Origin of the sequence: Alienimonas californiensis (assembly GCF_007743815.1) — a bacterium.
Classification (GTDB): domain Bacteria; phylum Planctomycetota; class Planctomycetia; order Planctomycetales; family Planctomycetaceae; genus Alienimonas; species Alienimonas californiensis.
Genome location: NZ_CP036265.1, coordinates 4,107,414 through 4,121,161, shown reverse-complemented (window position 1 = coordinate 4,121,161; position 13,748 = coordinate 4,107,414). Strand labels below are relative to the sequence as shown.

At 68.4% G+C, this 13,748-nt stretch carries 8 protein-coding genes; 1 reads left to right on the top strand and 7 read right to left on the bottom strand.

Annotation, left to right across the window (positions count from 1 at the left end):
- The first annotated feature begins 136 nt into the window (after positions 1 to 136).
- A complete protein-coding gene (locus CA12_RS16290; protein WP_145360084.1) occupies positions 137 to 1,288 on the top strand; it encodes a hypothetical protein in 1,152 nt (383 codons plus the stop codon).
- Between the two features lie 775 nt (positions 1,289 to 2,063).
- Here the strand turns inward: CA12_RS16290 and CA12_RS16285 are convergent.
- The 7 genes from CA12_RS16285 to CA12_RS16255 form a co-directional block, all read right to left on the bottom strand.
- Positions 2,064 to 2,477, bottom strand: coding sequence for a DUF3775 domain-containing protein (locus CA12_RS16285; RefSeq protein ID WP_145360083.1), 414 nt, complete (start codon positions 2,475 to 2,477; stop codon positions 2,064 to 2,066).
- 1,123 nt (positions 2,478 to 3,600) lie between these two features.
- Positions 3,601 to 5,859 carry a DNA polymerase gene (locus CA12_RS16280; protein WP_145360082.1) on the bottom strand — a complete coding sequence of 753 codons (2,259 nt, stop codon included), beginning with the start codon at positions 5,857 to 5,859 and terminating at the stop codon, positions 3,601 to 3,603.
- A gap of 1 nt (position 5,860) precedes the next feature.
- Positions 5,861 to 6,073 (bottom strand): hypothetical protein, encoded by a 213-nt coding sequence (locus CA12_RS16275; RefSeq protein ID WP_145360081.1) that lies wholly within the window; start codon positions 6,071 to 6,073, stop codon positions 5,861 to 5,863.
- A gap of 70 nt (positions 6,074 to 6,143) precedes the next feature.
- Entirely contained in the window at positions 6,144 to 8,264 is a 2,121-nt protein-coding gene (locus CA12_RS16270) for a phage/plasmid primase, P4 family (RefSeq protein ID WP_145360080.1), read from the bottom strand.
- 239 nt (positions 8,265 to 8,503) lie between these two features.
- The gene (locus CA12_RS16265) at positions 8,504 to 9,637 is read right to left on the bottom strand and encodes a hypothetical protein (RefSeq protein ID WP_145360079.1); all 1,134 of its coding nucleotides are present in this window, start codon (positions 9,635 to 9,637) and stop codon (positions 8,504 to 8,506) included.
- Between the two features lie 1,126 nt (positions 9,638 to 10,763).
- Entirely contained in the window at positions 10,764 to 12,137 is a 1,374-nt protein-coding gene (locus tag CA12_RS16260) for a type III PLP-dependent enzyme (RefSeq protein WP_145360078.1), read from the bottom strand.
- Positions 12,130 to 13,740 carry an acyl-CoA ligase (AMP-forming), exosortase A system-associated gene (locus tag CA12_RS16255; protein ID WP_145360077.1) on the bottom strand — a complete coding sequence of 537 codons (1,611 nt, stop codon included), beginning with the start codon at positions 13,738 to 13,740 and terminating at the stop codon, positions 12,130 to 12,132. Before CA12_RS16255 ends, CA12_RS16260 begins: the two co-directional genes overlap by 8 nt.
- Positions 13,741 to 13,748 lie beyond the last annotated feature (8 nt).

The window sequence follows — 13,748 nt, the reverse complement described above, 5'->3', positions numbered from 1 at the left end:
GTTCTGTTGGCGGCATCACAACAGCCCCCGGAGGCAAACCGCAGGAACCTGCCTTCCAGAGGGATGCGGGGGCAGCACGCTCTCAAACGGTATGGTGCGGAACTGGAATAACAGTTCGACCTTCTCAGACAGCATCATGGCCGATCAGACCAGCTTTCCCGTGATCATCTGCCCGGTTCAGTGTTTCGACCGCACGCGGGAGAATCCGTTCCCGCTTTACGTGAAGTGGTATTGGATCGACCCGGACCGCCTCTCTGTGTCAAAGCGTCAGGAACTGCGGGAGGTCTTGGTCGCAGGAAACCGGTCTCCGCATAGCCCGAAAGGCTTTGATGAGGTGGTGGTGACTGTCTCCTCAGCGTCACTGCCCAGCGGCCGCACGTTGCTTCGCTTCCGAGAGCACTTTCAGGAGGTGCCCCAGAACGACCGTGAGTCCTTCATGTCGGCGAACTCCGCCGCGAGTCGTGGAGCCAACATTGGCGGCATCGACCCGGACTATACGGAAGATGAGCAAGGTCGGCCCATCTCTATGTACGAAATGATCCAGCATGTCTCGGGGCAGGAGTTTCCGATCATCATGGGCGATCCCGGGAGCGTGCTACGTTTGGGACCGACACCTGCGGTCAACACCAAGAAGTGGAATGTGAAGCGGGCGAACTGCATCGCTCAATTCTTAGAAGTGGTCGAGAGGATCCAAGAGAGCGACTGGCGGCGATCGCCGCACACAGCCACTTGGACCGCTTCGCGGCACGGAGGCGACACCACCGTCCAAGAAACCGCATTCCCAACCGACCATCAGTCCCAAGCGGTGCTTGCATACTTCCGCCAGCTCCACGCTAAGGACAAGCTGTTTGCCAAAGCCTGCGAGACGTACCTAGAACACGTCGGCGATCAGCGGAAGCGGGTATGGGTACACCACGAGAAGGAGCAGTTTGTGGCCTTGGTTGATTCCCCGCCTGCGCCCTACGACGCGGGCGGAGCCACGCGGAGGCAGGTGTTGCAGATGTACATGTACGGAGCCGGCCTCCTGCATAGCTCCGCAGACTACGGAGACGACAAACGGCTTTCCCAGCTAATCGAAGAACGTGGCCACGCCTACGCTCTCACTGTCCTCAACTCTTGCCTGATGGACTTCCTCCGCTGTGCTGCGAAGGTCTACCCGGTGATCCGCCAGGATTACGAGCATTGGGTCAGCACTCAGGGGCTAACTCCGCCGACGCGGCAGTCTATCAAGGATCTCTTCCGGAACATTTCGACGCCGCCCTGCAATGGCGGCGAACCGTCCACCTGATTCCGACGACGCCTCCAGTTCACCCCCTCACCCCCTCACCCGCCGCTCGCTCCGACCATCGCCAGCACGCCGGCCTTCACCGCGTCCGACAGTGCCGGCCACGCCGCGGCTACCCGGGCGAGGTCGGTCTGCATTGGCCGGGGCACCTTCCCCGTCGCCGCCACGCCTCCAGCCCGCCTCCGCTCTCGCGTGCGTCCCTGCGACGGTCTCACGCGGGCACGAGGCCGTCTCGGGCGGCGGGGGCGACCTGCGGCGTCTCCGGGGCCGTCTTCAGCGTGCCGACGTTCGTGCTGCGGCCGGCCACCCGTTGCGGCTGCTCCGCCGGTCGGGGATTGACCGTCCCGGTTTCCGCCTGATGGCGCCGTGACTCGGAAACCCCTCAGACCGTCCCTCGTCCTCTGCTGCGGCGACCCGCTCATCGACCGCGTGAGCGAACGCATCCGGCCGCCCACCAATCGCAGTTCGCCGCCGGGACCGTCTGCCGCTGGGTCAGCAGGCTGACAGAGATCGGGGTCAGGAAGCCTAGCGAGATCGACACGATGCCCGGCTGCGTGAAGGGCGTGAGGGCGTCCGGCGGGTCCAGGAGACGATCAACGTCTCCGCCACAAAGGCAGTGAAGATCACGACGGCGGCGGGGGAGACTTCGTGGCGCGTCGGGCGGGCGACCCGGGGGAGCGGGACCGCATCGTGGCGGACTCTATTTCGGTGCACCATGGCCACGGCGTCTCGCGTCCGGAGTTCCCGACAAGGGCAACGCCCGCGTCGTCGTCGCAGGTCACCGCAATCCCAGCGCCGCCAGCCCCCTCCGCAGGTACTCCGACAGCGGCGTCTTGCCGACGAGGTAGTCCACCTCGGCGCACCCCGCCCGCCCGTCGCGAAACGCCCGCACTGTCGCGGCCATCGTCTCGGTCGAGCCGCCCAGCATCCCGATCGCCATCACCGCCGCCAGTTCGCGGCGGGCGGGGCGGGCCATGCCATTGAGTAGCGTGATCGCGGCGTTGAGCCGGGCGTACTCCGACGGAGCCTGCGCGGCGGGGTCGGGGACCAGAACGAAGTGGTCGAGCTTCCCGATCGGCGGCGGGGTCCAGCCGTCGTCCAGGTGCGCGTGCGTGTCGGGGTCGGCCGCGTCGGCGACGGCGGCGATCTGGGTGGGGGTGACGTGGTTGAGGGTCGTGGAGGCGAGCATCATGTTGGGGTTCAAGCAGGGGGAGCGGCGACCGGCGTGGTCGCCTTGGCGAGAGTAGACGGTTTTCTGACGGGCCGGCGTGGGCCTCGGTCTGCCGAACTCCGGTTCGGTTCCGCTGACCTTTGGAGAGTCTGTACTTGTACCGGTGTTGATTTTCGGGCGAGCTTCGCAGCGATTAGTTACCGTTATGCCCGAGGGGTCAGTTTCGGTTCTTGACTTTTTTTATTACGGCTGCTCTGAGGCGCCTTCGAGACTCGGCGGAGCCGTGGGCGACGGCAATTCCCGGATCTTGTGCCGCCCCTCGGGTTCGCTTTCCGGGACGCCCCGCCTTGAGCTGGATCTCGATCGTTGTGCCGACGGGCGGCGAGACCGATGTGCGAGCGGCGTCGTGGAATAGGACTGTTCTGCCGGCGTCGCCAGACCGCGACTGCGACGACGGCGACCCCGGCGCAGTGATGTGCGAGAGCGTCTCGGCGACATCCAGCGCGACGGACGGAAGTGGGGATGCGAGGATCTATATGGCCGCGCCGATGAACCGAGCCGGCTTTCGACGCGGGCGGCGGCGCGCCGGAACGAGAAACGGCCGGCGGACATGAAGGGGGCATGTAGCTGACCAAGTACAAGACGGGCTCGCGGACGACGAAATTTGTAATTGCTCTTCTCAAGGAAGTCTCTGCGGACTGCCCCTGCGGACCCTGACCGTCCGTACGCGGGGAGACTCGCACGCCGTGCGCCGTGGTCTTGTCAGGGGTGTCAGGGGTGAAATGAACATCCACAGGCATGGCGACTGCCGCGGTTGTGCCGGGCCGTCCGTTATGGACCCTGTTTTCAGTCCGCCACACCGCAGCTCTCTCGAAAGAACCCCTGACACCCCTGACACAGCACGCCCGGCTACTGAGGGCCTTTCGTGGATTGACGACTGGCGCCTCCACAAGTGACGTTCTCACGGCGTCGGCTCGGCGGCGCGAGAGCCGACGTAAGTCTGGAAACGAGCGTCCGCAGGTGTCTTGGACCCGGCCTACTCACGGAACGACGCACCGTTCCCGATCAAACCCATGACGGTCCGGCAGCCGGAGACGGTGACCGAGATCCTCAGTACGAACGCCGGCGGCGAGCGTCGCGGCGGTCAGTCCTGCGGCAGGTCGAACCCGTCGGCTTTGTCCAGGGAGCGCCGCACCTCCGGTTTGGCCGTCACCCGAACGCCGGGGATCACCCGTCCCATCGCCGCCTCCATTCGCCCGGTCACGTCGGCGACCAGCGCCTTCGTCAGGTCCTTCTCCGCCACCTCCAGCACGACCTCGTCGTGGATCGCCAGCACGGGCCTGTAGCCGGCCCGCCAGAGGTCCCACAGGGCGAGGATCAGGCCGTCGGCGGCGACGCCCTGGAAGAGCGTGTTCCGGCTGGCGGTGAACAGGCAGTTGGAGCGGAACCGGCCGGTCAGCGTCACCGTGTTTCGGCCGACCAACCGTTCGACCCCGTTGGCCAGCTCCCTCGAGGGCTTCCGCGCACGCAGGTCGGCCGCGAGGGGGCCGGGCAGTTCGTCGGCCAGCGGGAGGACGGCGGCCCAGAGGTAGTTCATCTCCTCCGGCGTGTATGACCGGCCGTCGCGGGTCGCGGGGGCGGCGTCACGCAGCACCTTCATCAACATCCCGCCGGCCCAGCCGACGGGCGTGTGATCACCGCCGCTCTCGCCGCGGGCGGCGTTGAAAGCGGCGGGGGTGAGTTCCAGGCGTTCGGCGAGCCGGGCGCCGACATCGACCCCGTCGTCGAGGTAAGCCTTCAACTCCGGCACCAGCGTCTCGTAGGCGTCGATGCGGGCCTTCACTTCCGCGTCGGTCAGTTCCACGCCGTAGGCCTCCTTCGCCTGCTTCTTCAACGCCGCGGCGCCCATGCCGCCAGGCCGGCCGAAGCTGACCGCTTTGGCCCCCTGCCGCTCGCCAGGCAGAACCTCCTTTTCAGTCTTGTCCAGCACGGTCGCGGCGATCCGTTTGTGCAGGTCGACCTCCGGGTCGTTGACCAGCTCCGCCAGCGATCCGCCGAGCTTCAGCTGGTCCCGCAGCACCGCGCCCAGCACGCACAACTCGACTTGAGCGTAGTCCACCGCGAGGAACACGTGCCCCGGGCGGGGGACGAGGCACGCGCGTACCGACGGCAGGCCGTCCGCGCCGCGGGGCAGGTTCTGGAGGTTCGGCTTCGAGCAGCTCATGCGCCCGGTATCTTTCAGCGGCCAGAAGTTCGCGTGCGCCCGGCCGCGGGTCTCCGCCAACGGCGCCAGGTAGGTGCCGTGCAACTTCTGCAGCTTGCGGAACTCGACCAAACCGGCGAGCAACGGCTCGGCGTCCGACAGCGCCGCCAGCGCCTCCTCCCCGGTCGCCCATTTCTTGGTGGCCGTCCGCTTCTTCGGCAGGTCCGGGCGGCGAGCGTGGAGGTCGTCCAGCAGCGCCTGGAGCGACCCGTCGCTGCCACGACCGTCGAGGATAAAGGGCGTGTTCGCCTCTCCGAAGGTCCGGCCCGACAGTTCTTCGCGGACGCGCGCGATCTCGGCGGTCGCCGCGTCCCGGCCGGCGACGGCCCGGTCGGTATCGACGCCCACGCCGACGCGTTTAAGCGCGACGCACAGCACCGCGCACTTCAGTTGCACATGGTGGGTGAGCGGCCCGTACGCGGCCCACGCGGCTGCCAGGGCGGCATCTCCGGGGTCGCCGAACACTTCGGACCGTTCCTCCCGCACGGCCCGCACGCGCGGCCGCAGCGCGTGAAACAGGTCCCACGTGGCGACGGCATCCCGGGCAGCGTACTTCAGAGCGTCGGGGGGGATCGCCGCGACCGGTTTGTGCAGGTACTTACCGAACCCGGTCCGCACGTCCTCGCCGTCGGCGCCGGCGACCTGTTTCGGCAGCTCCACGCCGAGGTACTCGGCGGCGAGGCCGGCCAGTGAGAACTCGCCCCCCTCCCCCTTCGCGGTGCCGGCCGTGGCGAGCTTCAGCAGCTTCGCCAGCAGCAGCGTGTCCCAGACGCGGCCGTCCTCGACCGCTTCGTACACGTCGACCGAAGCGTTCAGCAGCTTCTGCGTCACGGCAAGGTCGAACGGAGCGTTGTGCATGACCCACTCGCACCTGGCGTGCGTCTCCCAAAAGGCCGGGAGGCTCTCGCTGGAGACGAACGCGCCGCGATCCCCGGCACAGGCGACGCCGAGCACGTAGTGCGGCACGAGGTCCGGGCGTCGCTTGTTGATCGGCTTCGTCTCGGTGTCGAACGCGAACGCCGGGGCGAAGGGTTTGTCGCCGGGCCGCCATTCAACGAATTCGACTCGGCGGGCGCCGACGGTCACGGTCCGGCGGACGCGGCCGGCGGCCAGATCGTCGGCAATGATGAGGCGTCCCATTTCAGAATCCCTCCGCGAGCGGGGCGTCGGCGGCGACCGCGGGGGTCGGGTCGCCCTCGGCAGCGCTGACCGTCTGCGGGGCGACGACGGCAGGGTCCACTTCGATGGCGCTCGCGCTGATCGTCACGTCCGTGACTTCGGCGGGCGCGGAGAACTCGTCAACCCAATCGGGCAGCGGGGGGAGCTTGATCGGCGTCAGGGGGTTGTCGTTCATGGTCTTGGAATTGAATGAGGTTCAGGAGAAAATCGGTCGCCGCAAACGCGGCGACCTTGGAAAGACGGCCCTACGGACTCAACAGGCAGACGCCGCGAAAGGTCTCCGTGAGCTTCTCGCCCGGCTTGATGCGGTTCTGCCCGGTATCGATCTCGGTCTCGGTTTCGAGCAGTTCCTTGCTGAAACTGACCGCGTCCAGCGCGTGGACGCTGTTGGTCTGGCACCAGTCGCGGTAACGCTCGCGGAGCGTTTCCTTCGGCACGACGGCCCCCGGCTTGACGACGCAGCACTCGTTCAGGAAGTGCCGCAGCGGGTTGCCGAGCAGGGCTAAGCGACCCCGCTCACGTTTCGTCTCCGCCGTCTCCGCGAACCCGCCGTTCTCCCGCAGGTCGATCCAACCGCGCACAGCCCAGAGCAGGATGCCGGAGAGTTCCGCGGCCAGCTTTCGGTCCAGCTTGGGATCTTTTTTGTGGGCGAAGCTCTTGAGGAACCGGATCGGCAGCAGCCGGTGAGCCAGCGCCCCGCTGTTGTTGGGAAACGCCGGGCGGCCGTTGCCGGCCAGCACGATCTTGATCCGCAGCCGAGTGTTCACGGCGGTCCGCCCCTTCCGATTGACCGCGACGGAGTCCTCGCCGCTGATCGTCAGCAGCCGTTCGACCGGCTTGGCGCGAATCGCCTTGCTGTTCGGCGGCTGCACCTCCCCGACCGCCATGAGCGACTTGCCCAGCAGCGGCTCCAGCCCGAACGGGCCGGACAGGGACTCCAGGTCCTGGGAAATGACCGCGTCCTCCCCCAACAGCATCGTGAACACGCGGAGGAGCACGCCCTTCCCGCCCCGGGGGGCGCCGTTGAGCAGCGGGATGACCTGATGGCTCGTGTCCGGCGTGAGGAGGTAACCGGTAATCTGCCGCAGCAGCCGGACCTCGTTAGGCCGTCCAGGGAACAGCTCCCCGTTGATAAACCGAAGGAACCGGTCGGGTCGCGCGGCGGCGGGTTCGAATGGGACGGGGGAGGACGCGAGCGTAAAGCGGGCGGGGGTGTGCGGGATGAAACACTCGCGCCCCTCGGCGTAGGCGACCATGTTCAGGATCCCGTTGTCGGCGGCGAACAGGTCCTCCGGGTCCCAGTCGACCGGCGGGGTCACCAGCCAGTCGCCGGGCCGCACATGCGTGCCGAGGCGGGTCTTCGTCCGCAGGTGCATCAGGACGTCCCCCTTGCGCCGGACCGTGAGGCCGTCAAGGTGGGGCTTGAGGGCCTTCATCACGACCGCTTCCACTTCGTCCCCGTCCAGCTGGCGATAGCGGGTCTTGTCCCAGAGGTACCAAGCCCCGTGCCAGTACCGCAGCAGCGGCAAGCCGTCTTCGGTGTGCGCCGACACGACGAGGTCGGCGGCCTCCTCCGGGGTCACGAGTCCGGCGGCCCGGCGCATCGCCGCGCCCACGGGATGCGGCGGTTCCGCGGCGTCCAGCAGGTCCGCGAACGCCTCCTCGCCGTTGGCGACGAGGAAATCGTCCAACCCCTGTTTGGCCCCCTTGCGGCCGGCCGGCAGGGCGACCAACCGCACGTCCGCGCCCGCGGCCTTCAGGGCCGCTCCGAATCGGGCGGTGCCCTCGGTCACCCTGGGGTTGGTGGCGTAGTCGCTGTCGGGGACGAGATGGACCGTACGGCCCGCAAAGTCGATCCCGCGGAGATCCTCGATCAGGTCTTCGCTGCCGGGTTCCTTCCAGGATTGAGCGCCGGCGTACCCGATCGCGGGATAGCCGGCCTGGGCAGCCGCCAACGCCTTCTTTTCGCCTTCCGCGAACAGCAGGGCGGCCCCCGGGCTATCGACGGCCGCGAGACCGACGCGGGTAAAGTAGGCGCGATTCCCGCGGCCCCGCGGGGCTTCGTACTTGACGGTCCGGTTCTTCTCGCCGCGGCGGGGAGTATCAGGTTTGAGCCGGTGGAAGTCGGACGGCGAGCCGTCCGCATTCAGGTACGGCAGGACCAGCGCCGGCGCCAGTCGCGTGTCCCGTCTCTCCAGCCCCAGGAGGCCGGCGACCACGTCCGAGTCGACGGTGGAGTAGACGCCGTGCTCGTCGAGCACCGGCGGCAGGAGGCCGCTCTTTTCGAGGTCGGCCCGGTGCTTCGGCAGCAGCGGATCGTCGCCGTCCGGGGGCTGCCCCGCGGCGTCAGTTTCAGTTATGCTCATCGTGCTTGGCGCTCCCCGCCGCCAGTCCGATCGCCGGTCAGCGACACCGGGACAGGCGGCGGGGAGCTCTTTCGGTTTGGTGCGCGAAAGACGGCGCCAGACGCCGTCGGAATCGAGCACCGCTCCGACCCTTATCCACCGGCTTTCACCCGACAGTCGCCCGTCCCAGGGAGGGGGCGGGAAGGACACGGCTCGGAGAAGGTGCTCCAGGATTCCCGCACTCCGGGTTTAGCCTCACGCTAATCCGGATCGCTCGGCGACCCTGCGTCTTCCCCCGTTCGGCCTAGTCCGAAATGGTCTCGCACCGATTCGAGTTCGTCGGGCGAGATCGCCCGGTTTAGCAACGCCGACAGCCGATCGGCCGTCGCCGCGTCGCTGCCGCATTCCGAGAGCGCCGCCCTCACCCGCTTTTCCAGTTCTGCGAGCTTGGCGGTCTCGACCGGATCTTCTCGGGGGGTGAACCGATCCTGGGACGCCCGATCCTCGGACAGTGAATCGCCTCCTAACCCACCAGCGTCGGTAACCCACTTTGCGGCGGCGTCTTGACCGCCGCGGGGCCGCCTGGCGCGATTGGAGTCCGACGTCGCCTTCTTGCCGTTGCGGCTCAGGTACCCGTCGCGCTCGGCTGCGGGCAGTAGCCACGCACGGACCTCCGCATGCAGCTTGAGACGCATGTCGGGGGTGTATGCGGTCCCGAAGATGTAGAAGAACGCGGCTTTGTAGGCATCCGTGGCCGACGACTCGGAGCCGGCCTGATTCCGCACGGCGGCCCTCTTGTTGCTGATCTCCAACGCCTCGTCGTAGCGTCCTGCCGCCCAGCCCTCCCGCGCGTCCCACGCGGCGAACTGAGCCTCCAACTTCTTCTCGGAGGAAGCCCGTTCGCGGACGATCTTCGCGAGTTCCGGAAGATCGTCTCGGAAACGGGCGCGGCTTTTCTCGACGGCGTCCACGACCGGCGCCTTCCGCTCAAACGGGTTGATAAAAAACAGCGGGATGTCGAGCGGCCGGTCGAACGCCTCGCTGGGGACGCGGCGGAGAGTGTCTGCTGCGACGACCCGACCCGGCGCGATCGGAACGCCGTCTTCGTCCAGGATCGGGTCGACGGGTTCCGACCCCGTCCCGATCATCCCGCCGGCCTGAGCCGCAATGAGCGCGAGCGCGTTCAACTCCTGCGAGGGTAGCTCGCGTAGGAGCAGCGAAATGAGATCCCTCACGGGCGGCTGATACGCCGGTTGCTCCGCCGTAGGGACGATCAGTCCGGGTTCCACCTCATCGAACTCGGTGGCGGGAGACGGCGGAAGGCCCGAAACGGCCAGAAGGTTGATGCCGGTGTGCGCGTGCAGCTCCTCCAGGGCCTCCGGCCCCCCGAGCAAGACGTCGAAGGGGCTGGCAGAGCTTGGGCCCGACGCCGTCTTTCGAAAACGCCGAGCGCGCGGCCAGCCCCAAACGAAAAACGGGTGACGACGCACCGCCTCCCACTTCCACCGCGGGGGCAACCCGGTGAGTCGGACGATCGGAAGGCTTTGCGGTAGTGGCGGCAACATCGTCACAGCTCCAAGTGGTATCCGTCGCCCCCGCGGGGGCGCTCGTGGAGCGTCAGGTATCGCGTTTCCGCTCGCGACCGCCAGCAGAACCGCCGCTCGAATCGAAACAGCGGGACCGACGATCACGGATCACCTGCGCCGCACCCGGCTGACGTGCGGCGCTCGCCGATCCGCCCCGCCCGACTCCGAGGCGCTTGGGCGTCGCTTCGAGGGCTGACCTGCTGAGCGCGTCGATGCAGAAGGGTTCGTCCTGCACTTGCCGACGGCGTCGACGATTGCCCCCCGCCGCCAACGCTCTGTCAGGGGTGTCAGGGGGGACGAGCCACTCGCTCATCGCGGGAGTACACGTAACCGCGTGACGACCGCCCCCCTGCCCCTCGGATCGTCTATGGATTCGACCTGAACGGATCGGGCTGGTCCGAACTCCGCGAGGATTCCCTGCCGCCGGCCGTGGATGGCATAACGGGTGGCATAGCATTCCGGCCGACTCGTTAATCACTGTAATGGTAGTGATCTGTGCACTTTCTGAGGATTCCCCCCGCCTCCACTGACCCCCGGCCCCGCAAGTGACGCAAGTCGTTGCAGGGTCGGGGGTTTTTCATTTCCCTTTTCTATCGCACTGGCTCTTACGCCACAGTGGGTGGCGCAGGGCTGTCTTTGGGGGGGACGTCTAGCGAGGCTGGCGCAGCTTGTATCCCTCACTATCACCTGCGATGCCGACGCAGTTCGGCTCCGACCGGACCACCCACCAGACGGCTCCGCCGAATGGTGCTCTGCCTCGCCGTTGCGACACGATCTCTATCGGCCTCCGGGCGGGACGCCTTGTTGCAGTCGGGGCTGCGGCGGACCTTGCTCGCATCCGTTCCCGCCGGTCGAGGTCGTGCAGCATCCAGCCGTGGTGCGGCTCGGCCCGGACATCCCGCCCGACAGGGTGGCGCCGCCGTCCCGGAAGTGTTCAATCGGCGTCCGGTCGTCCTGATGCCGCAATCCCCGCCGCGGGAAGTTGGTCGTGCAAGAAATCGGCCGGGTTGCCGCGGCGGCGGATTAGGCGGGCGACTCCGGAATCGACCCAGACCTCCGGCGGGGCGGGATGGCTCAGGAACCCCAGCGGGCTCGCCGCGCGGGCATAGGCCCCAGACTGGAACACCCCCGCCAGATCGCCGACCCGCGGTGTCGGGATCGCCGCCGACCGGCCGAGGGCGTCCAACGGTGTGCAGAGTGGGCCGACCAACTCAATCGGCTCGCCCGCCGGGGCCCGCAGCCGGTTCACGATCGCTAACGGGTAGTTGCGCTTGATCGTCTGACCGAGGTTGCCGGAGGCGGCAAGGTGGTGGTGCATGCCGCCGTCCAGCACGGCGAACGTCTTGCCCCGGGAAATTTTCACGTCCGTCACCCGGGCGAGATACACCCCCGCTTCGGCCGTCAGAAACCGGCCCGGTTCGAGCACCACTCGAGCGTCGGCCAGCCGCGGGTCGGCGGTACGTTCCGCTTCCAATTCGACCAGCCCGTCGGCGAGGGCGGCGAGATCGAGCGGGGCCTCGTTGGGGAAATAAGGCACGCCCCACCCGCCGCCCAGATCGACGGTGCGCACCGGCCGGCCGGTGCGATCGGCGAGCCGGCGGGCCAGCTCGAATCCGTGCCGGTACTGGGCGAGCAGGACATCGGCGTCAAGAATCTGCGTGCCGGTGAACAAGTGCAGGCCGTCGATCGACAGACCGGCGGAGGCGATCTCATCGACGGCTTCTTCGAACCGCTCCTCGTCGACGCCGAACGGACTGGGTCGCCCGCCCATCCGCATCGCCCCGCCCTGCACGGCGGCGTTCGGATTCACGCGAATCGCTAAGCGGGCGCTGAGCGAACCGCCGGCAGCGAGGTTCGCCAGCCGGCGAGCCTCGCCGACCGATTCGAGGTGCAGTTCGCCCACGCCGGCCTCGACTGCAAGGGCGAGTTCCACGTCGGTCTTGCCCGGCCCGGCGAAGATCACGCGGTCGGCGGGACAGCCGGCGGCGAGCGCCTGCCGCAGTTCGCCGGCGGAGGCCACCTCAATCCCGCACCCGCGGCCCATGAAGAATTGCAGCAGAGCGGCCGCTGGGTTCGCCTTCATCGAATAAAACAACTCCCACCCGGCCGGCAGCGCGTTCCGTACGGCCCGCTCCGCCGCGGCGAACGCCCCGCCGTCATAGACGAACAGCGGCGTCCCGAATCGCTCCGCCAACTCGCCGACGGCGACGCCGCCGACGACCAGCTCGTCGCCGGAGTGCGGGAACCGCCGGGCGATCAGCGCCGCAACGTGCGGCGGCAGCGGGTCGGTTTGCGGGGGATCAGTCATGGGCGGCGGCCTGGGGCGCGGCGTGGGCGGCGGCGGCCTCCGCCCGGAGAGCGGGATAGTCCGTTTTGCCGCTGGCGGTTCGCGGCAGGGCGTCGCGGGGCTCGATCGCCGCCGGCACCATATGGGCCGGCAGCCGTGCGGCGCAGCTCGCCCGCACAGCGGCGGGATCAACGCCGGCCGGGGCGACGAACGCGATCACCTTCTGGCCGAGGGTCTCGTCCGGCACGCCCACCACGGCCGCCTCCCGCACGCCATCGGCGGCGCTAATCGCTTCCTCAATCTCGGTCGGGCTGACGCGAAAACCGCTCGTCTTGATCAGGCCGTCCCGCCGGCCGACAAAATACAGGAAGCCGTCCTCGTCCATCCGCACCAGATCGCCGGAGTAACAGACCCGGTCCGGCTCCGCCCCGCCCGGCGGCGGGAACGGGTGCGGACGGAGGACCGCCGCGGTCTGCTCCGGCCGGCCCCAATAGCCCCGCGAGACCGTCGGCCCGTGGTGCACCAGTTCGCCGACCTCGCCCGGCTCGCAGCGGCGGCCGTCTTCGGAGACCACGAGAATCTCCGTGTTGGGGATCGCTTTCCCCATTGAATCCGGCCGACGGTCGAGTTCCTCCGGCGGCAGGTAGGTGGAGCGGAACGCCTCGGTCAGCCCGTACATCAGCACGACGTCGGCCTTCGGCGCTGCGGTCCGCAGCCGATCCAGTAGCGACCGGGAGACCGCTCCGCCGGTGTTCGTCACGTATCGCAGCGCCGTCAGGTCCGCGTCGGCCAGCCCGGATCCCGGCGCCGTCAGCCGCGCCCACAGCGGCGGCACGCCCGCCAGGCCGGTGATCCGCTCGGCCTCGAGCGCCCGGACCAGATCCCGCGGCAGGACGAACCGAACCGGCACACAGGCCGCCCCCTGTTGCACCGCGGTGGTCAGTTGGTTCAACCCGGCGTCGAAGCTGAACGGCAGCGCCGCCAGCAGCCGGTCCGCGGCGGTGATCGACAGGTACTGCGAGACGATCGACGCCCCGGCCAGCAGGTTGGCGTGCGAAAGCATTACGCCCTTCGGCGCCCCGGTCGAACCGGAGGTGTAGAGCACCGCTCCGAGATCGCGGTCGATCCCGAGGTCCGTCGGCGGCGTCTCGTCCGCGGCGTCGCACAGGACGCCCCAGTCGTGAACTGGCACGGGGCAGCCGCCCCCCCCGTCCGTCTCCCGGTTCGTCTCCCCGACGGCGACGACGTGCTCCAGGTCGGGACACTCCGCGGCGACCTCGGCCAGTTCGCCCACCCGGTCGGCGGCGGTGATGAGGACCCGCACGCCGCAGTCCCGCAGGATATGCCGCACCTGCGGCGGGCGGAGCGAATGGTGCACCGGCACGAACGCCGCCCCCGCCGCGGAGACGCCGTAAATTGCGATCGGCAGTTCGATCGACGGCCCCAGCAGGATCGCCACGCGATCGCCGCGTCGTACGTCCAACTTTCGCAGGGCGTGCGCCAGCCGAGCGGCCGCCGCGGCGAACCGAGCGAACGACAGCCGTCGGTCTTTGAAGACCAGCGCCTCCGCGTCCGCGTCACGGGCGGCGGAGGAGAACAGCGTGTGATGCAGGAGGAAGTCCATCGCGTCGG